Below are 18,678 nucleotides of genomic sequence, written 5' to 3' on the forward strand. Positions count from 1 at the left end.
CGCCGCGACGCGCAGCGCGTCGGCTGCGACGAGCCCCGCGACGGCGACGGGCCCGGCGGCGAGCTCGTCGAGCGCCGCGACCGGCACGATCGCCTCGATCCACGGCCGCGACGCGCCGGGGTGTGGCTCGACGGGCGCGTACGCCCAGCCGCCCGCGGTCACGCCCGGCCACGGGTCGCGCCACACCAGCGGCACGCCGTTCGGCCGGGCGACCAGCTCGCTCGGGATCGGGCCCGTGCCGGTGGCGGCCACCGCCCCGAGCACGGCGAGCTCGTCGGCGGCGCGCAGCTCGACCGCGGCACGGAACCGCATCCGGGCCAGCCAGGCCAGCAGCGCCGGGGCGTCGCCCGCGTCCAGGATCAGCCACGTCGTCGCGCCGTCGTCGACGACTGCCGCGGCGTGCTCGATGCGCCCGTGCGGGTCGAGCACGAGCAGTTCGGCACTCTCCCCCGCCGCGAGCGCGCCCACCGCCTGCGACGTGATCGAGTCGAGCCAGCCGAGCCGGTCGGGGCCGGACACGCAGAGCACGCGGCGGTCGCCGAGGGCGACGACCGCTCGACCGGCGGCGAGCGCGCGCTGCTCGCCCAGCGGCGAGCCGAAGTGGTCCACGCCGCGCTCGCTCACCACCGCGCCGGCGCGGGCGGCGAAGGGATGGCGCGGGGCCGGGTCGGGCACGGACTCAGCGCTGGCCTCGGTAGAGGTTCACGACCACCACGCCCGAGACGAAGAGGATCGCGAGCGAGGCGAGACCGAGCAACCCGACGAAGAAGAGTTCGAGGGCGACAAGATCCATGTCGACACTCTATCGCGGCCCGCAGGAACAACGGCGGGTCCACAGCGTTTCGACTCGCTGCGCTCGCTCAACGACCGGGTGTCGGTTGAACTGTCTCAACCGTGGAAGAACGAGCCGGGAACGAGCGCGGCCAGCGCGAAGCACAGCGAGACCAGGCCCATCGCCAACACGGCGCCGGCGACGCTCGCCGCGACCCGGTCGATGAAGCCGGTGGACCGCCCCGGCCACAGCTGGACGACGAATGCCAGGATGACGCAACCGCCGAGCGCGACAGACATCCACGCCATCCGCCACTCGACGGGAACGAGCACCCCGATCGCGATCGACGACACGAGCGCGACCGCCCACACCGCGGCGATCGCACCGAGGGTCTTGGGCGCGGGCAGCGACGGCGCCGACACGTCATCCATCACCCCATTATCATGGAGGGAAACTGGCCCGGCATCGGAGGGACGCTATGGCCCTCATTCTTGTCCTGAGCTCCGCGACCGCGGAGGCTCCTGCCCTTCCCGCGCTCGAGCTGCTCAGCCACCGCGTCCGCCAGATCCCGGCAGAGCCCGCCGCGCTCGTGAACGCGCCGAGCGCGGACGTGATCATGGTCGACGCCCGCGTCGACCTGGTCGGCGCGAAATCGCTGTGCAAGATCCTGAACACGACCGGGCTCGACGCGCCACTGCTGCTCATCGTCACCGAGGGGGGCCTGACCGCCGTCACCACCGACTGGGGCATCGACGACGTCGTGCTCGTCTCGGCCGGCCCCGCCGAGGTCGACGCGCGCGTGCGGCTGGCGGTCGGCCGCCAGAGCGTCGACCAGGTGTCCACGCGCATCCAGACCTCGGGCATCACGATCGACGAGGCGTCGTACTCGGCGAAGGTCAACGGGCGCCCCCTCGATCTCACCTACAAGGAGTTCCAGCTCCTGCACTTCTTCGCGACCCACCCGTCTCGGGTGTTCACGCGCGAGCAGCTGCTCAGCGAGGTGTGGGGGTACGACTACTTCGGCGGCACGCGCACGGTCGACGTGCACGTGCGCCGCCTGCGCGCCAAGCTCGGCGACCTCGAGCAGCTCATCGGCACCGTGCGCAACGTCGGCTACCGCTTCAACGTGTACGAGGACGACCAGCTGCCTGCCCCCGCACCCCGCTGACGTGTCGCCCACTGTTCACTCGCCCATCCCGCGCGGCCCTGACATGATGAAGGGATGCTTGAGACTTCGATTCCCGACTCCGGCCTCGGCGACGCGGACGACGACGACTTCGATGAGGCGGTAGAAGCGGCCGACGCCGAACTGCCCGACCACCGCTACCTCGACCGCGAGCTGAGCTGGCTCGCGTTCAACCAGCGCGTGCTCGAGCTCGCCGAGGATCCGAACGTCCCGCTCCTGGAGCGATTGAACTTCCTCGCGATCTTTGCGAACAACCTCGACGAGTTCTTCATGGTGCGAGTGGCGGGCTTGAAGCGCCGCATCCTGACGGGCCTGGCCGTTCCCACGAACGTGGGCCGCGCGCCCGTCGACGTGCTCAGCGACATCTCCGCCGAGGCGCACCGACTGCAGTCGCGGCACGCGGACGCGTGGACGAACCACGTGCGCCCCGACCTGGCCGCCGCTGGCATCGAGTTCCGGCTGTGGGACGAGCTCAGCGATGACGACCGCGAAGGGCTCGACGAATACTTCCATCGCCAGGTGTTCCCCGTGCTGATGCCTCTCGCGGTCGACCCCGCCCACCCGTTCCCGTACATCTCGGGGCTGTCGCTGAATCTCGCGATCCGCATCCGCAACGCGAAGACCGGCCGGCAGGAGTTCGCGCGCCTGAAGGTGCCCCCGATGCTCCCCCGCCTCATCGAGCTGCCGCACGAGTCTGGCTCGCCCCGCCGCTACATTCCGCTCGAGAGCCTCATCGCGAACCATCTCGAGGACCTCTTCCCGGGCATGGAGATCCTCGACCACCACACGTTCCGCCTCACGCGCAACGAGGACATGGTGATCGAGGAGGACGAGACCGAGAACCTCATCCAGGCGCTCGAGGCAGAGCTCATGCGCCGCCGGTTCGGGCCGCCCATCCGGCTGGAGATCACCGACGACATGGACGACGTGACGCTCGACCTGCTCGTGAAGGAGCTGGAGATCACCGAGAAGGAGGTCTACCGCCTGCCCGGGCCGCTCGACCTGCGCGCGCTGTTCGAGCTGGGAAGGCTCGACCGCCCCGACCTCCGCTTCCCCGCGCACGTGCCGACCACGGCCGTCGCCTTCCAGCCGGCGGAGCAGAACGGCCGCGCCGACCTGTTCGCCGCCATCCGCAAGGCGGACGTGCTCGTGCACCACCCGTACGAGTCGTTCACCACGAGCGTCCAGGCGTTCCTCGAGCAGGCGGCGAAGGACCCGCATGTGCTCGCCATCAAGCAGACGCTGTACCGCACCTCGGGCGACAGCCCGATCGTCCAGGCGCTCATCGACGCCGCCGAGGCCGGCAAGCAGGTGCTCGCCCTCGTCGAGGTGAAGGCGCGATTCGACGAGGCGAACAACATCGTGTGGGCGCGCAAGCTGGAAAAGGCCGGCGTGCACGTCGTGTACGGCCTGGTGGGGCTGAAGACCCACTGCAAGCTCGTCAATGTGATCCGCGAGGAGAACGGCGTGCTGCGCTCGTACTCGCACATCGGGACGGGCAACTACAACCCGAAGACGAGCCGCATCTACGAGGACTTCGGCCTGTTCACCGTCGACAACCAGGTGGGCCGCGACCTCACCCGCCTGTTCAACGAGCTGAGCGGCTACGCGATCGAGAAGAAGTTCAAGCGCCTGCTGGTGGCGCCGTTGCACTTGCGCAAGGGCCTGCTGCGGCTGATCGAGAAAGAGCGCCGCAACGCGCTGGCCGGCAAGCCCGCGCGCGTGCGCATCAAGGTCAACTCGATCGTCGACGAGCAGGTCATCGACGCGCTGTACCGCGCCAGCCAGGCCGGCGTGACGGTGGAGGTGTGGGTGCGCGGCATCTGCAGCCTCAAGCCGGGAGTCGCCGGCATGAGCGAGAACATCACCGTGCGCAGCATCCTCGGCCGCTATCTCGAGCACTCGCGCATCTTCGCGTTCCACAACGACGGCGACCCGGTGGCGTACATCGGCAGCGCCGACATGATGCACCGCAACCTCGACCGCCGCGTCGAGGCGCTGGTGCGCGTGACGACCCCGGAGCACGCGAAGGAGCTGGAGGAACTGTTCGACCTCGCGATGAGCGACGAGACGAGCTCGTGGCACCTCGGGCCCGACGGGGAGTGGACGCGGCACAGCCTGGACGCAAACGGCAAGCTGCTCGTCGACCTGCAGGAGCGCACGATGGCCCGCGTGCAGCAGCGTCGCCGGCCCCGGGCGGTGCGATGACCGAGACCGCCGTCTACGCGGGCGGGGGCGTCGTGTGGAGGCTCGTCGACGACAAGCCGGTGGTCCTGCTCATCCACCGCACGCGCTATCGCGACATCACGCTGCCCAAGGGCAAGGTGGACCCCGGCGAGATGCTCGCCGAGACGGCGGCGCGAGAGATCTTCGAGGAGACCGGCATCCGGGTCGCGCTCGGGGTCCCCATCGGGGTCTCGCGCTACTTGCTGCCCAGCAAGCGCACGAAGATCGTGCACTACTGGGCGGCGGAGGCGACCGAGGACGCCATCCGCGACTCGGTCTTCGTGCCCAACCGCGAGATCGCCGCGCTGGAGTGGACGCCGCTGAAGAAGGCGATCTCGCGGCTGAGCTACCCGGTCGACGTGGAGATCCTCGAGAACTTCGTGCGGCTCGTCGAAGACGGCGTGCTGCACACTTTCCCTGTCATCGTGCTTCGCCACGCGAAGGCGCTGGCACGCGAGGAGTGGGACGGGCCGGAGCAGAAGCGACCGTTGAGCGCCCGAGGCCGCAAGCAGGCCAAGGCGATCGTGGGGCCGCTGCGCGCGTTCGGGGCGCGCAAGATCGTGTCGAGTCCGGCGACGCGCTGCGTCAAGACGGTGGCGCCGCTCGCGGCGGCGCTGGAGCGCAAGCTCGCCACGACCAAGCTGATCAGCCAGGAGCGTTGGGAGGTGGGCCGCTCCGACGCGCGCACCGTCGTCGGCGACCGCGTGCGCGCCCGAAAGCCCGCCGTGCTGTGCAGCCACGGGCCGGTGCTGCCCGACATCCTGAGCGAGCTCGCCCTTGCCACCGGCACCTTGCGCGGGTCGTACCTCGGCAGCGCGTCGGCGCTGGAGGTCGCCGCCTTCTCGGTCGTCCACCTCTCCCGCAGCAACCCCGGCTCGGGGATCGTCGCGATCGAGACCCACGAGCCGAAGGTGTGACCGGCGCCGTTCACGTGGAGCGTTGAGTCGTTCACCGGCCGTTCACCGGCGCAGCCCACTCTCTTAAGAGTGGCTGTCTACGTTCAGTGCGAGCCCTGCACCGGGCCATTCCTGACACGTGAAGGATTCACACCGTGAAACTCACCCGAATCGCCCAGCTGGGCGCTGTCGCCGCTGTCGCGGCCCTCACCCTCACCGCGTGCGCCGCGAACGAAGACGGCGGCGGGGCGGCGACCGAGACCGGCGAATCGCTCTCCGGCACCCTCAACGCGACCGGAGCGTCGTCGCAGGACGCCGCTCAGCAAGCGTGGATCGCCGCGTTCCAGACGGCGAACCCGAACGCGACCGTCAACTACCAGGCGACCGGCTCCGGAGTCGGCCGCGACAACTTCCTCGCCGGGGGCCAGTCGTTCATCGGCTCCGACCGCGCGTTCGAGGTCGAAGAGATCGCCGCAGGCGGCTTCGGCTCGTGCGCGAGCGACGCCATCGTGGAGGTCCCCGTCTACATCTCCCCCGTCGCGATCATCTTCAACCTCGACGGCGTCGACACCCTCAACCTGAAGCCCGACGTGATCGCGCAGATCTTCGACGGCAAGATCACCCAGTGGAACGACCCGGCGATCGCGGCCGACAACCCGGACACGACGCTGCCGGACACGAAGATCTCTCCCGTGCACCGCTCCGACCCGTCGGGCACGAGCGAGACGTTCGCCACCTACCTGAGCGCCGTCACGCCGGACGCGTGGCCGTACGAGGTCTCCGACGAGTGGCCGATCAGCTCGGGCGAGTCGGCGCAGGGCACGTCGGGCGTGGTCGCGGCAGTGACATCCGGCGCCGGCACGATCGGCTACGCCGACGCGTCGCAGGCCGGCGACCTGGGCACCGCCGCGGTCGAGGTCGACGGCGAGTACATCGCGTACTCCTCGGAGGCCGCTGCCCAGCTCGTCGACTCGTCGCCGCTGGCGGAGGGCCGCGGCGCCGGCGACCTCGTGTTCGAGGTCGACCCGTCTGCCGCGACTGACGGCGCGTACCCGATCGCCCTGGTGAGCTATCTCATCGCGTGCGAGAAGTACGACGACGCCGCCATCGCCGAGCTCGTAAAGGCCTACTTCTCGTACGTGGTCAGCGCGGAGGGACAGGATGTCGCCGCCGACGCCGCCGGCTCGGCCCCGATCTCCGACACGCTGCGCGAGAAGATCAACGCCGCGATCGAGCTGATCGGCTGATGAGCCCCGGTGGGACTCCGGCTCGCAAAGCCGGAGTCCCACCCCACGACCCGAACCGCTGCGTGACGAGGAGACCATGAGCACCGCGACAGCACCCCGGGCCGCCGCCCCGGCGGCGGGGCGGCGGCCCGGAGACATCGTGTTCTCGGGCACGGCGCTCGGAGCCGGCATCCTCATCCTGCTGGTGCTCGCGGCGGTCACGTTCTTCCTCGTCGTGCAGAGCATCCCCGCGCTCACGGAGGACCCGGCCGACAACCCGATCCTCAAGGGCGAGAGCTTCCTGGCGTATGTCTGGCCGCTCGTCTTCGGCACGATCTGGTCGTCGCTGATCGCGTTGGCGTTCGCCACGCCGCTGAGCATCGGCATCGCGCTGTTCATCTCGCACTACGCGCCGCGAAAGCTCGCTTCGGTGCTCGGCTACATCATCGACCTGCTCGCCGCCATCCCGTCGGTCGTGTACGGCCTGTGGGGGGCGCTCACCTTCAGCGGCTTCCTGCAGCCGCTCTACGCGTGGCTGAACGAGAACCTCGGCTGGTTCCCCCTGTTCGCCGGCGACGTGTCGGCCACCGGCCGCACGATCCTCACCGCGTCGCTCGTGCTCACCGTCATGATCCTGCCGATCATGACGGCCATCTGCCGCGAGGTGTTCCTGCAAACGCCGAAGCTGCACGAGGAAGCCGCCCTCGCCCTCGGCGCGACGCGCTGGGAGATGGTGCGCATGGCGGTCTTCCCGTTCGCGCGCGGCGGCATGGTCTCGGCGGCGATGCTCGCCCTCGGCCGCGCCCTCGGCGAGACGATGGCGGTGACGATGGTGCTCTCGGCGAGCAGCGTCGTCACCTTCGAGCTGCTCACGCCCACCAACCCCTCCACGATCCCCGCCAACATCGCCCTGAAGTTCGGCGAGGCGCACGGGACGGGCGTCAACGCCCTCATCGCGACCGGCCTCGTGCTGTTCGTCGCCACCTTCGCCGTCAACGCCCTCGCCCGCTGGATCGTCAGCCGCCGCGCCGAGTTCTCAGGAGCCAACTGATGGCCGCGCCCGCCACGACCGCCGTCGACGCCCGACCGGCCGCAAACAGCCTCACATCGGGCCAGCTTCCCGGCTGGATGCCGTGGACCCTGCTCGCAATCGGGCTCGTGGTCTCGTTCAGCGTCTTCGCCATCCTCAACTTTGGCCACGGCCTTGCCAGCTTCAACATCGTCGGGGCGCTGCTGGTCGGCTACCTCTTGTTCGCGATCGCGCTGGTGGCCCTCTCCCGCGTGGTGGAGACCGGCCGGCGCGCCGTCGACCGCCTCGCGACCACCCTCGTCGCGCTCGCGTTCGTCATCGCGCTGCTGCCGCTGGTGTCGCTGCTGTACACGGTGGTCATCGACGGCATCCAGCGTTTCGACGCCGAGTTCTTCTCCAGCTCGATGCGCAACATCGTCGGCGACGGCGGCGGCGCCGTCCACGCGATCTGGGGCACGCTGCTGATCACGCTCGCGGCGACCGTCATCTCCGTGCCCGTTGGCCTGCTCACCTCGATCTACCTCGTCGAGTACGGGCGCGGCAGGCTCGCCCGGGCGATCACGTTCTTCGTCGACGTCATGACAGGCATCCCGTCGATCGTCGCCGGCTTGTTCATCGTCGCGCTGTTCACGCTCGTGGCCGGCCCCGGCAGCTACATGGGCGTTATGGGGTCGCTTGCTCTCAGCGTGCTGATGATCCCCGTCGTGGTCCGCTCCAGCGAGGAGATGCTGCGGCTTGTGCCGAACGAGCTGCGCGAGGCGAGCTACGCGCTGGGCGTGCCGAAGTGGCTCACGATCGCGAAGGTCGTGCTGCCGACCGCCATCGCGGGCATCACCACCGGCGTCATGCTGTCGATCGCGCGAGTCATCGGCGAAACAGCGCCACTCCTGCTGACAGCGGGCTTCACGACATCCCTCAACGTGAACGTGTTCGACCAGCCGATGATGACACTGCCGGTGTTCGTGTACTCCCAGTTCGCCAACCCGGGCACCAATATCGACGCCGCCCTCTCCCGAGCGTGGGCCGGGGCCCTGACGCTCATCATCATCGTGATGGCCCTCAATCTCATCGCCCGCATCATCGCAAAGAAGTTCGCCCCCAAGTTCGGCCGCTAGCCGGCCTGTGGAATCGACAGGAACACCGTGTCCAAGAGCATCGAAGTCAACGACCTCAACGTCTACTACGGCGACTTTCTCGCCGTCGAGGACGTGTCGATGGGCATCCTGCCGCGCAGCGTGACGGCATTCATCGGCCCGTCCGGATGCGGCAAGTCCACGTTCCTGCGCACGCTCAACCGCATGCACGAGGTGATCCCAGGCGCGACCGTCCAGGGCCAGGTGCTGCTCGACGGCGACGACCTCTACGCGCCGGGGGTCGACCCAGTGGCGGTGCGGCGGCAGGTGGGCATGGTGTTCCAGCGGCCCAACCCGTTCCCGACCATGTCGATCAAAGAGAACGTGCTCGCGGGCGTGCGGCTGAACAACTCGCGCATCTCGAAGTCCGACGCCGATGCGCTCGTGGAACGGTCGCTGCGGGGAGCCAACCTGTGGGAAGAGGTCAAGGACCGCCTCGACAAGCCTGGCTCCGGCCTGTCGGGCGGGCAGCAGCAGCGTCTGTGCATCGCGCGCGCCATCGCGGTGTCGCCCCAAGTGCTGCTGATGGACGAGCCGTGCTCGGCGCTTGACCCGATCTCGACCTACGCGATCGAGGAGCTGATCGAGGAGCTCAAGCAGGAGTACACGATCGTGATCGTGACCCACAACATGCAGCAGGCATCGCGGGTGAGCGACAAGACCGCGTTCTTCAACATCGCCGGCACCGGCAAGCCCGGCAAGCTCATCGAGTACGGCGACACGACGACGATCTTCACAACGCCGTCGGTGCAGGCGACCGAGGACTACGTGTCGGGCCGCTTCGGCTAGCCCGCGCCTCCGGCGCCCCCACGCGGCGTTCAGTTGTCACCTTCCGCGGCCCGAGTCGCCGATTGCGGCAACTCGACGGCGCACCCATCTGTTCGGTTGCCGCATTCTGCGCGACCGACCGCCGATTGCGGCAACTGAACACAGGGCTCACTCGTGCCGAGCGCGGCGGGGATGCTACGGTCGGCACAGAATGACCACGCGCTACGACCTGCTCGACCTCCTCCGGCTCATCGCCGCCTTCTTCGTCGTCGCGATCCACTCGAATCCGCTGTACTCGTTTCCGGTCGAGTTCCGCTGGGGACTGGAGGGGATCGCCCGCTTCGCGGTGCCGTTCTTCTTTCTCGCGAGCGGGTTCCTCGTCCAGCAGCGGCTCGACGCGATCGCGGACCGCGCGGGGCAGTGGGCCTACCTGCGCAACCACCTGATCCGCATCGGGGGGCTGTACCTCGCGTGGTATCTCATCTACTTCGCCGCGATGTGGGGCAACGCCGTGGACAGGTTCGGCGACCTGCCCCCCGGGGAGGGAGCCCTCGCCATCGCGAACGCCATGGTGTTCCGCGCCGTCTACGCCGGGACCTTCGGGGGCTCGTGGTTCTACGCAGCGCTCGTGGTCGGCTCGCTCGTCGTCTTCGGCGCCATGCGCACGGTGCGTCCCGGTGCCCGGGCCGCACTCATGCTGCCGGTGCTGCTGGTCGTCATCCTCGCCAGCAACTATTTCCCGCCCGTCGCGTCCTGGCTCGGCATCGAGGCGTGGGAGCCGTTCCTGCGGGCCGCCAACATCCCGGAGACCGCGCTGACTGCCCTCCCCTACCTCGCGATCGGCGCGTGGCTCTCCCGGCACGAGGACGGGATCGCCCGGTCCTTCCCTCGTCCGCTCGCGGTCGCGGCGGTCGTTGTCTTCGCCGCCGCCGCGGCGGCGGAGGAAATCGCCACGAAGAGCCTGGGTTGGGTCATGCGCTCCTCGGACCAGTTCTTCTCGGTCCCGTTGCTCGGCGTCTCGGTGTTCCTGCTCGCGCTCGTGTTCCGCGACCTTCGGGTCCGCGGCGATATCGGCGTCATCCGACAGCTGTCGGGTTTCATGTACCCCGTGCAGTTCCTCGTCATTCGGAACATGATCGAGGCGTCCAAGGACGCGAGCGGAGTCGAGCTGAACTCGATTTTCCAGTACGCCCTCGTGATCGCGATCATCGTCGGCGTGTTCTTCGCCTTCCGACGCCTGAGCGAGCAGAAGGGCTTCGCCTTCGTGCGCGGGCTGTGGTGACGCCCGGGCGTGCGGTCAGTCGCGCGGGCTCAACAGGTACCGGTTGAGGTCCGCGGTGAGGGCGAGGTCGACGGCGACCGGCGCGCCGTCGATCGCGACGACCGGCGCGGCCAGGCGCACGCTGGAAACGAGCCACACGGCATCCGCTGTGCGCAGGGCGGACGCCTCGACGTTCTCGTACGCGGTCTCGAACCCCCGCTCGCGAACGTGCTCGAACACGCTCAACTGAGTCGTGCCGTGCAGGATGCCGGCTCCCGGCGCTGGTGTGACGAAGCGGTCGCCGAAGCGCAGCAGCACGCTGGAGGTCGGGCCCTCGAGCACGACGCCGTCGGACGAGACGAAGACCGCGTCGTCGGCGTCGCGCCGCTTCGCCTCGCGGATCGCCGCCATGTTCACCGCGTACGAGAGGGTCTTGGCGCCCAGCAGCAGCCACGGCGCGCGGTCGGGGGCGGCGCTGTCGTACCCGCGGTCGAGGGTGACGACGCGGATGCCGCGCTCCCGCGCCGTCGCGTAGTCCGGCGCGACGGCGGCCGTGAGCCACGCGGTGGGTGCGGGCCCGTGCTCGACGCCCCTGCTGAGGATGAGCCGGATGACGTGCTCGCCCGCGCCGCACTGGGCCGCCGCGTGCGCCACCGCCTGCCGCCATTGCTCCGCGTGCGGGGCCGGCAGGTCGCACAGGGCCGCGGAGTGGGCGAGTCGCTCGACGTGCGCCGTGACCTCTTGCGGATGCCCGTCGACGACGCCGATCGACTCGAAGATCCCGTCGCCGCGCTGCGTGCTGAGCTCGCCGACGCTGAGCGCCGGGGCGGTCGCGTCCACGACGGCGAAGGTGTCGGAGAAGTCGGAGCGCGGGTCGTCGGATGCCGCGGGCTCGATCATGAGGCAGTAGCGCCAAGCCATGGTCCGAGCCTACGGCGTTCGGGGAATGCCGGCTGGCACGTCTCGGTTACACTGGTTCAGCCGGGCCGCTTAACCCCGGGCTCCAACTTTTGCCGCTGCGAGCGGCCTCGCGCCGAGAGGCGTTCTGCGGCCCGGCACTCCCCTGCCGGGGCACACAACGCCTCTCCACCGCGCAGCGGCCACCAGCACCGCGGCGTTCTGCGGCCCGGCACTCCCCTGCCGGGGCACACAACGCCTCTTCACACCAGGGATTCGCGCCGCCACAGCCCCGCGCACACCGCGAGGTCGCCCGCGTACGACCACAGCCGCAGGGCCCGCGCGGTGAGCGCCGATGCGCGGTCGGGCTCGGTGGCGTCGTAGTCGTCGGCAAGGTGGGTCGCACCCGAGGCCTGCACGCGGCAGAATGCGGCGGCTCGATCCAATGCGACCGCGAAGTCGCCCTGGAACACCCCGCGCAGGATGGTGTCGACCAGGCTCACGAGCTCGTCGGGCCCCGCGGGCGACGGCGCGCCGGCGACGATCGGGTCGGCCGAGCCGATCTCGACGCGCCCGCGCTCGTACAGCAGTGCAGCGGTGTGCGGATCGTCGTGGATCATGAGCTGCAGTAGGTACAACCGCCACAGGGCACCGGGGAGCGTGCGAGCGGGGGCGCGCGACCACAGCTCGGCGATCTCATCGATCCCGTGGTTGTCGGTGAACGAGACGAGGCGGTCGACCACGTCGCTTTCGGAACTCTCGCGCACTCGGCCGAGTAGGGCGGCAGCCGTGCTGTGCGCGACGCGCGACACCTCGGCCGGGTCCTCCGCCCAGAACCTCCGGTCAAACAGCTCGGCCGGACGGCGCACCGGCCGATGGAATGAGCGGCTGTCGTCGGTCACTCGTCAAGGCTACTCGCGGCACTCGCCCTCGGCTCCGAACATCACACACGACAGCAAGTTAGGCTGGGAGCCTGAGGGCCTCTAGCTCAGTCGGTAGAGCATCGGACTTTTAATCCGCGGGTCGTGGGTTCGAGCCCCACGGGGCCCACCGTGCGAAACTCCCCCACAAGTGGAGACCGGCGCCCTCCCCGATATATCGTTGGCGTTCACGCGTGTTTTGAGATCAAAGGGGACGCTCCATGGCCACGTACGGGTCGACGAAGACCACGAAGTCAGCCGGCGCCCTCGCCGCAGCCATCACCGCGGCCCTGGTCGGCGCGCTGGCCATCGCGCCGTCCGCCCAGGCGGCCGACGATGAGGTGTTCTGCGACGTCCCTGGGGAGGAGCTCGCGATCTCGCCGATCTCGGGCCTGGAAGACGATCAGCCGGTCACGTGGAAGTCGACGACCAAGGGCACGGAGCCGACAGAGTTCCCCGGCACCTACGTGGGCAAGCTCGAGAACGGGCTCGGCTACGACGCCAACGGCAACCCGCGCGACCTGCTGCTGGTCGAGCTGGGCGGCCCCATCGTCGAAGGCTCGGGCACCACCTTGGCCGCCGGCGTGTGGGCCGGGGCATCCGGCTCGCCCGTCTACGACGCGGACGGCGCCCTCATCGGCGCGGTCTCGTACGGCTTCAGTTGGCTGCCCGACAACGTGGCCGGCGTCACTCCCGCCGCCTACATGAAGACGATCGGCCAGCTGCCGGGCGTGCAAAAGGTGAACACGGCGGCCCAGAAGAAGATCGACAAGATCGTCGACGGGGCGCCGCTGGCCACGAAGAGCCAGGCGAGGATCGAGCCGCTCAAGCCAGTGCGCGTCACCTTCGGCGGCACGGCAGACGACTTCGACCAGGCGTCGGCCACGCTGGCCGAGAAGGTCGAGGGCTACACGGCGGCAGCCCAGGGCGGCCTCGCCATCGACGGCGGCGCGCTCGACGGCGAGGACTACCCGATCGTCGCTGGCGGCAACATCGCGGTGACATACGCGTACGGCGCTGTGGGATCCGCAAGCGTCGGCACGGTGACCGCGGTGTGCGGAGACGAGGTGTTCGCCTACGGCCACCCGGCGTACTGGAACTCCGAGATCGGGGCGAGCTTCCACGGAGCGTCCGCCGCTCGCGTCGTCCCCGACCTCGAGACCGCGTACAAGCAGGTGAGCGCCATCGGCAAGCCGAAGGGGAGGATCACCGAAGACCGCCTCGCCGGAATCCGCGGCGTCTTCGGCGACCCCGCCCCGAGCATCCCGATCACAACGGTCAGCAAGATCGGCTCACACACCAGCACGGCCGTCACCCATGTCTCGTTCGACCTGATGAACCCCGATGTCGCGTACGTGCAACTGATGGTCGACGCACAGCGCATGCTGGACAACGCGTGGGCGGGCTCGGCCAAGGTGAAGTGGTCCATCCGCTACCAGCGTGAGGACGGGTCTCAGGGCACGTTCACGAACTACAACCGGTACGCCGACTCCCAGGCGTTCCCCGACCTGCTCGGCTTCGATGTCGCCGACAACATCGCCACCCTCATGGCCAACCCGTACGAGGAGGTCGAGATCCTCGGGGTCGACATCACGACCCGGTTCGCCGAGGGCTTCCGCGCGGCGCGGGTCTCCGGTGTCGAGATGAAGAAGAACGGCGCGTGGAAGAAGGTCGAGGACGGCAGCGCCGTCAAGGTCACGCGGGGCAAAACGCACACCTTCCGCACCGTGCTGGCTCCCGTGCCCGGCGCCGAGCGGGTCACCGAGTACCAGGAGTTCTCGGTGACCGTGCCCCAGCGGCTGAAGAAGTCGATGTCGTTGCGTGTGAGCGCGTCACCCCAGTACGACGACGAGACCGAGGCGGGCGACTTCGACTCGTTGATCGCCGAACTCGACAACCCCGTCCGCTACGACGTCATCAGCGTGGCGAAGAGGTGGAGGAGCACCAGCAATGCCGTTCACGCGAGCGAGAAGACGCTGGTCACCCCGACGTTCATCGTCGACGACGGCTCGGGCTTCTCGTTCACGCTGGAGGCGGCCGCGTTGAAGAAGGGATGACGGTCGTCTGAGCGTCACTCGACGATCTCGGCGCCGGCGTGCCCGAGTTCGGCGAGCGCCGCCTCGCTCGTGCCCGGCGCGACGCCCGCCACCAATCCGGTGAGCACGCGCACCCGCCTGCCGTGCTCGATGGCGTCCATGGCGGACGCGCGCACGCAGTAGTCGGTGGCGATGCCGACGACATCCACCTCCATGACCCCGTGCTCCTCGAGCACCTCGGCGACGGTCGATCCGTCGTCGGCGACGCCCTCGTAGAGCGAGTACGCGGGCCGCCCTTGGCCCTTCTTCACGTGGTGGGTCACCGACGAGGTGTCCAAGCCGGGGTCGTACTCGGCGCCGGGGCTGCCGGCGACACAGTGCACCGGCCACGTGTTCACAAAATCGGGCTCGCCGCTGGCGAAGTGGCCGCCGTTGTCGTTGTCGGGGTCGTGCCAGTCCCGCGACGCGATGACCACCTCGTACTCTCCGGCGTGGTCGGCGAGGTAGCGCGTGATCGACTCGGCGACGGCGTCGCCGCCGGTCACGCCGAGCGCGCCGCCCTCGGTGAAGTCGTTCTGGACGTCAACGATGAACAGTGCCTTGGCCATAGTCCGAGGGTACGCCGGCGCGCGGCGGATTGCGGCGCGTCAACCGGTCGCCAGAAGCAGGGCCCACGAGCCCACGAGCGCCAGCAGTCCGACCGCCGCGCAGCCGATGGCGAGCCGGAGCAGCAGCTGCACCAGCGGCGAGCGGCGGGTCAGCCGCATCCGATTCCGCCATCCTCGCCGGTAGAAGACATCCACCATGTCGCGGCCGCCCGCCCTCGCGTGGTCGTGCGCCGAGAGCGGGGCCTCGTTGACCCCGCCGTCCGCGTCGATCCACCGCACGACGTGGCCGTCGCCGACGGCTTCGACGACCGCGCGCACGGGAAGCCACGTTCCGTCCGCGAGGGCCACGATCGCGCACAGGATGCCGAGCACCGCCGCCCCGCCCAGGCCCGCCCACGTGAGCACGTCGGCGAGAGCGCCGACCACATCCGCGGGGCTGTGCACCGTTCCTCCCGACATCCCAGCCATACGCGAAACGGGCCCCGGCGGGGCCCGTTTCACCGTGGAGCCGCCTTGGGGAATCGAACCCCAGACCTATTCATTACGAGTGAATCGCTCTGCCGACTGAGCTAAGGCGGCGCACGTCGCTTGCGCGATGCACGGTCACCGATCTTACAGGGTCGCCGGAACGCCCGCGAACTGGCGAGCGGTCACTCGCAGCGCAGGTCGCCGTCGGGCACGACGTCGTCGAGGAAGTACGCCTCGACCGCCGAGTCGACGCAGTCGTTTCCCTTGTTGTAGCCCGTGTGGCCCTCCCCCACGCGCGTGATGAGCACGCCGGAGGAGAGCTGCTCGGCCAGGGCGACCGACCACTCGTACGGAGTCGCGGGGTCGTTCGTGGTGCCGACGACGAGAATCGGCGCCGCTCCCTCGGCGGCGATCGGCTCACGCGTGCCGGTGGCGGTGTACAGCCACTGCTCGCACGGATCGGGCCCGTCCCAGTACGGCGCGAAGGTGGGGGCCTTCTCCTCGAGGAGCGCAGAGGCGGCGTCGAGCTGCGCCTGGTCGTCGACGAGAGGGTAGTCCATGCAGTTGTAGGCGCGGAATGCCTCGGTCGAGTTGCTCAAGTACTCGCCGTCCTCGCGATCGGAGTAGAGGTCGACGAGGTAGAACGCGAACTCCGCGCTGCCTTCCAGCACCTCGGTGAACATCTCGGTCAGCGCGGGCCAGTTCTGCTCGGCGTAGAGGGGGGTGACGATCGCCGACATCAGGTTGCTGCCGCCCAGCATCCGTCCGTCCGACGCCTCGATGGGGTCGCGGTCAACGGTTGCAAGCAGGCTCTGCACGTCGCTGATGGCGTCGTCGACCGTGCCGCGGAACGGGCATTCCTCGGTCTCCAGGCACGACGCCAGGTAAGCGCGCAGCGCCGACTCGAACCCGATCGCCTGCGTGGTGCCGAGATCGAGCCCCGAGATGGTCGGGTCGACCGCGCCGTCAAGCACCAGCCGCCCGACGCGCTGCGGGAACAGCCCGGCGTAAGTCGCACCGAGGAACGTGCCGTACGAGTACCCGAGGTAGGTCAGCTTCGCGTCGCCGAGCACACCGCGCAGCACGTCGAGGTCGCGCGCCGCGTTCTCGGTGGTGATGTAGGGCAGGATGCCGTCGCTGTTCTGGTCGCACGCCTCGGCGAACGCGCGGTTGGCCGCGTCGACCTCCGCCGTCCACGCGTCGGTGCCGCGCTGCGCCTGGGGGATGCCGAACAGGTACTCGTCCATCTCCGCGGTGTCGTAGCAGCGCACCGCGGTGGACTCGCCGACGCCGCGCGGATCGAAGCCCACGACGTCGTACGCGGCCTCGAGGTCGGACCCGACCGCCCCCGACAGGTTCTCCTGCACGAAGCTCACCCCGCTGGCGCCGGGCCCTCCGGGGTTGACCAGCAGCGAGCCGAGCGCGTCGCCGTTCGTCGCGCGGCTGCGCGTGATCGCCAGCTCGATGTCGCCTTTCGAAGAGTCGCCGTAATCGAGCGGCACCGTGACCTTCGCGCAGTCGAACCCCGTGGCGCACGACTCCCACTCGACACGCTGCGAGTAGTACGACAGCAGCGTCGGGTCGACCCCCGTCACGTCGGGCGCGGACTCGGAGGCAGGCGGGGCCTGCGCGGGGATGCTCGCGTAGACGCAGCCAGACAGGCAGAGGGATGCCGCGGCCAGGCAGGCCACGACAGTCAGTGCGCGACGTGTGTTTCTCACGGGGTCCTTCCGCTCGCGACGGTCACGAGCAAGCTTTCCAGAGCGAGGGCGGGCGCGACGTTCTGCTCGAGGTTGCGCCGCGTCTCGGCGACGCGGTCGAGCACGACGAGCGCCCGCTCCGCGTCCCACGCGTCGGCGAGCTCGCGCAGCTGCGCCTCGAGCTCGTGGTTGATGAGCTCGCCATCGCGGCCGAACTGCAGCATCACGACGTCGCGGAACAAGGACTGCAGGTCGGTGAGCACGCGGTCGAGGCCGTCGCGAAGGCTCCGCGTCGCGCGTCGCTTCTGGTCGTCTTCGAGGGCGTGCAGCTGCGACCGCACGGCGGGCGGCACGGCCGCCCCCTCCGCCACGCCGACGGTGCGCAAAAGGCTCGCCCGCTCGGCCTCGTCGCGTTCGGCGGTGAGCGCCTTGGCATCCTCGGTCGCGGCCTGCACGATGCGCCCCGCGACCTCCACGACGTCGCCGACCCCGCGCACGCGCAGCGCGGCCCGCAGCGTCTCGTCGCGGCGCGCGCGGGCGTCGGCGTCAGTGGCCAATCGCTGCGCCATCCCGATGTGCCGCTGCGCGTGGCGCGCGGACTGCTCGGCGGTGGCGGCGTCAACGCCGGTGCGCTCGGTGATGAGCCGCGCGACGTCGGCGACGTCGGGCTCGCGCAACCGCAGCGTGCGCACCCGCGAGCGGATCGTGGGCAGCAGGTCGGCGTCGCTCGGGGCGCACAGCACCCAGACCGTGCGCTCCGGCGGCTCTTCGAGCGCCTTCAGCAGCACGTTCGAGGTGCGCTCGGCCATGCGGTCGGCGTCCTCCATCACGATGACGCGGTAGCGGCCGACGGCCGGCGCGAAATAGGAGCGCTCGACGAGGGCGCGCGCGTCTTTGATCGAGATGATCACACCCTCGGTGCGCAGGGCGGTGAGGTCGGGATGCGTGCCGGCGAGCACCTGCCGCATCGCCTGGTCGTCGTCGGGCTCGGCGATGAGGGCAGCCGCGAACGCGTACGCGAGCGTGGAGCGCCCTGATCCGGGCGGCCCGGTGATGAGCCACGCGTGGGTCATGGCGGCGGGATCGGATGCGGCCTCGCGCAGAGTCTGGACAGCGGCGTCCTGCCCCCAGACGGCGCCCCACGGCAGCGCGCGCGTGGTCAGATCGGTCGCCTCCATGCCGACCAGCCTAAGCGGTGGGGCTGACCGCCGCCCGGCGTGCGGTCGTCGCGCGCTGGGCATCGTGCCCGAAGTCGCCGCGCTCAGGGGCATCGTGCCCGACCTCGCCGCGCTCAGCAGTCACAACCCGCGTGTGCGGCACGCGCGCATCCGCGGAAAGCGACTGCTGAACTGAACCAGCCCCACTCAGCAGTCACAACATGCGGATGCGGAGCGCCTCGCACCCGCAACAGGCGACTGCTGAGCGTGGACGGACGGCGCGGGCGCGCGGCACGTCGAGCTGGGCGCGCGGCACGTGGGGCGGGCGCGGCACGTGGGGCGGGGGCGCGGCACGTCGAGCTGGGCGCGCGGGTCAGTGGGCCGCGCTCAGCAG

17 protein-coding genes, 2 tRNA genes and 1 pseudogene are annotated in these 18,678 nt (G+C 69.8%); 11 read left to right on the forward strand and 9 right to left on the reverse strand.

What is annotated here, in order from left to right; translation table 11 throughout:
* Both QM611_RS00870 and QM611_RS00875 read right to left on the reverse strand, forming a co-directional pair.
* Positions 1-675: pseudogene (locus QM611_RS00870) on the reverse strand (folate-binding protein); the annotation flags it as partial.
* A 213-nt stretch (positions 676-888) separates the two neighbouring features.
* Entirely contained in the window at positions 889-1,203 is a 315-nt protein-coding gene (locus QM611_RS00875; protein ID WP_415078000.1) for a hypothetical protein, read from the reverse strand.
* 47 nt (positions 1,204-1,250) lie between these two features.
* Here QM611_RS00875 and QM611_RS00880 point away from each other — a divergent pair, with 47 nt between their 5' ends.
* From QM611_RS00880 to QM611_RS00915, 8 genes are all read left to right on the forward strand, one after another.
* Positions 1,251-1,940, forward strand: coding sequence for a response regulator transcription factor (locus QM611_RS00880; RefSeq protein ID WP_415078001.1), 690 nt, complete (start codon positions 1,251-1,253; stop codon positions 1,938-1,940).
* Positions 1,941-1,994: 54 nt separating this feature from the next.
* Positions 1,995-4,166: an RNA degradosome polyphosphate kinase gene (locus QM611_RS00885; RefSeq protein WP_415078002.1), complete on the forward strand. Its 2,172-nt coding sequence runs from the start codon at positions 1,995-1,997 to the stop codon at positions 4,164-4,166.
* A complete protein-coding gene (locus QM611_RS00890) occupies positions 4,163-5,101 on the forward strand; it encodes an NUDIX hydrolase (protein WP_415078003.1) in 939 nt (312 codons plus the stop codon). Before QM611_RS00885 ends, QM611_RS00890 begins: the two co-directional genes overlap by 4 nt.
* Positions 5,102-5,235: 134 nt before the next feature.
* The gene (gene pstS / locus QM611_RS00895; protein WP_415078004.1) at positions 5,236-6,327 is read left to right on the forward strand and encodes a phosphate ABC transporter substrate-binding protein PstS; all 1,092 of its coding nucleotides are present in this window, start codon (positions 5,236-5,238) and stop codon (positions 6,325-6,327) included.
* A gap of 76 nt (positions 6,328-6,403) precedes the next feature.
* Positions 6,404-7,357 (forward strand): phosphate ABC transporter permease subunit PstC, encoded by a 954-nt coding sequence (pstC, locus tag QM611_RS00900; protein ID WP_415078005.1) that lies wholly within the window; start codon positions 6,404-6,406, stop codon positions 7,355-7,357.
* Complete coding sequence (gene pstA / locus QM611_RS00905; RefSeq protein ID WP_415078006.1) at positions 7,357-8,451, forward strand: phosphate ABC transporter permease PstA; 1,095 nt, start codon at positions 7,357-7,359, stop codon at positions 8,449-8,451. The genes pstC and pstA overlap by 1 nt, the downstream gene beginning before the upstream one ends.
* A gap of 27 nt (positions 8,452-8,478) precedes the next feature.
* Positions 8,479-9,258, forward strand: coding sequence for a phosphate ABC transporter ATP-binding protein PstB (pstB, locus tag QM611_RS00910; RefSeq protein WP_415078007.1), 780 nt, complete (start codon positions 8,479-8,481; stop codon positions 9,256-9,258).
* Positions 9,259-9,448: 190 nt separating this feature from the next.
* A complete protein-coding gene (locus QM611_RS00915; RefSeq protein WP_415078008.1) occupies positions 9,449-10,519 on the forward strand; it encodes an acyltransferase family protein in 1,071 nt (356 codons plus the stop codon).
* Positions 10,520-10,534: 15 nt separating this feature from the next.
* Here QM611_RS00915 and QM611_RS00920 read toward each other — a convergent pair whose 3' ends face one another.
* Entirely contained in the window at positions 10,535-11,419 is an 885-nt protein-coding gene (locus QM611_RS00920) for an aminodeoxychorismate lyase (protein WP_415078009.1), read from the reverse strand.
* 239 nt (positions 11,420-11,658) lie between these two features.
* The gene (locus tag QM611_RS00925; protein ID WP_415078010.1) at positions 11,659-12,297 is read right to left on the reverse strand and encodes a DNA-directed RNA polymerase subunit beta; all 639 of its coding nucleotides are present in this window, start codon (positions 12,295-12,297) and stop codon (positions 11,659-11,661) included.
* A 75-nt stretch (positions 12,298-12,372) separates the two neighbouring features.
* Here QM611_RS00925 and QM611_RS00930 point away from each other — a divergent pair.
* A tRNA-Lys gene (locus QM611_RS00930) sits at positions 12,373-12,445 on the forward strand.
* A 91-nt stretch (positions 12,446-12,536) separates the two neighbouring features.
* A complete protein-coding gene (locus QM611_RS00935) occupies positions 12,537-14,372 on the forward strand; it encodes a hypothetical protein (protein WP_415078011.1) in 1,836 nt (611 codons plus the stop codon).
* Positions 14,373-14,386: 14 nt separating this feature from the next.
* Here QM611_RS00935 and QM611_RS00940 read toward each other — a convergent pair whose 3' ends face one another.
* The 5 genes from QM611_RS00940 to QM611_RS00960 form a co-directional block, all read right to left on the reverse strand.
* The gene (locus QM611_RS00940) at positions 14,387-14,959 is read right to left on the reverse strand and encodes an isochorismatase family protein (RefSeq protein ID WP_415078012.1); all 573 of its coding nucleotides are present in this window, start codon (positions 14,957-14,959) and stop codon (positions 14,387-14,389) included.
* Between the two features lie 39 nt (positions 14,960-14,998).
* Complete coding sequence (locus QM611_RS00945) at positions 14,999-15,418, reverse strand: hypothetical protein (protein WP_415078014.1); 420 nt, start codon at positions 15,416-15,418, stop codon at positions 14,999-15,001.
* Positions 15,419-15,462: 44 nt separating this feature from the next.
* Positions 15,463-15,538, reverse strand: a tRNA-Thr gene (locus QM611_RS00950).
* A gap of 71 nt (positions 15,539-15,609) precedes the next feature.
* Entirely contained in the window at positions 15,610-17,148 is a 1,539-nt protein-coding gene (locus QM611_RS00955; RefSeq protein WP_415078015.1) for an alpha/beta hydrolase, read from the reverse strand.
* Entirely contained in the window at positions 17,145-18,305 is a 1,161-nt protein-coding gene (locus QM611_RS00960; protein ID WP_415078016.1) for a DNA polymerase III subunit delta', read from the reverse strand. Before QM611_RS00960 ends, QM611_RS00955 begins: the two co-directional genes overlap by 4 nt.
* Here QM611_RS00960 and QM611_RS00965 point away from each other — a divergent pair.
* Positions 18,304-18,480, forward strand: coding sequence for a hypothetical protein (locus QM611_RS00965; protein ID WP_415078017.1), 177 nt, complete (start codon positions 18,304-18,306; stop codon positions 18,478-18,480). The genes QM611_RS00960 and QM611_RS00965 overlap by 2 nt on opposite strands.
* Positions 18,481-18,678: the final 198 nt, after the last annotated feature.

Source organism: Microbacterium sp. (genome assembly GCF_047606685.1).
Lineage (GTDB): Bacteria > Actinomycetota > Actinomycetes > Actinomycetales > Microbacteriaceae > Microbacterium.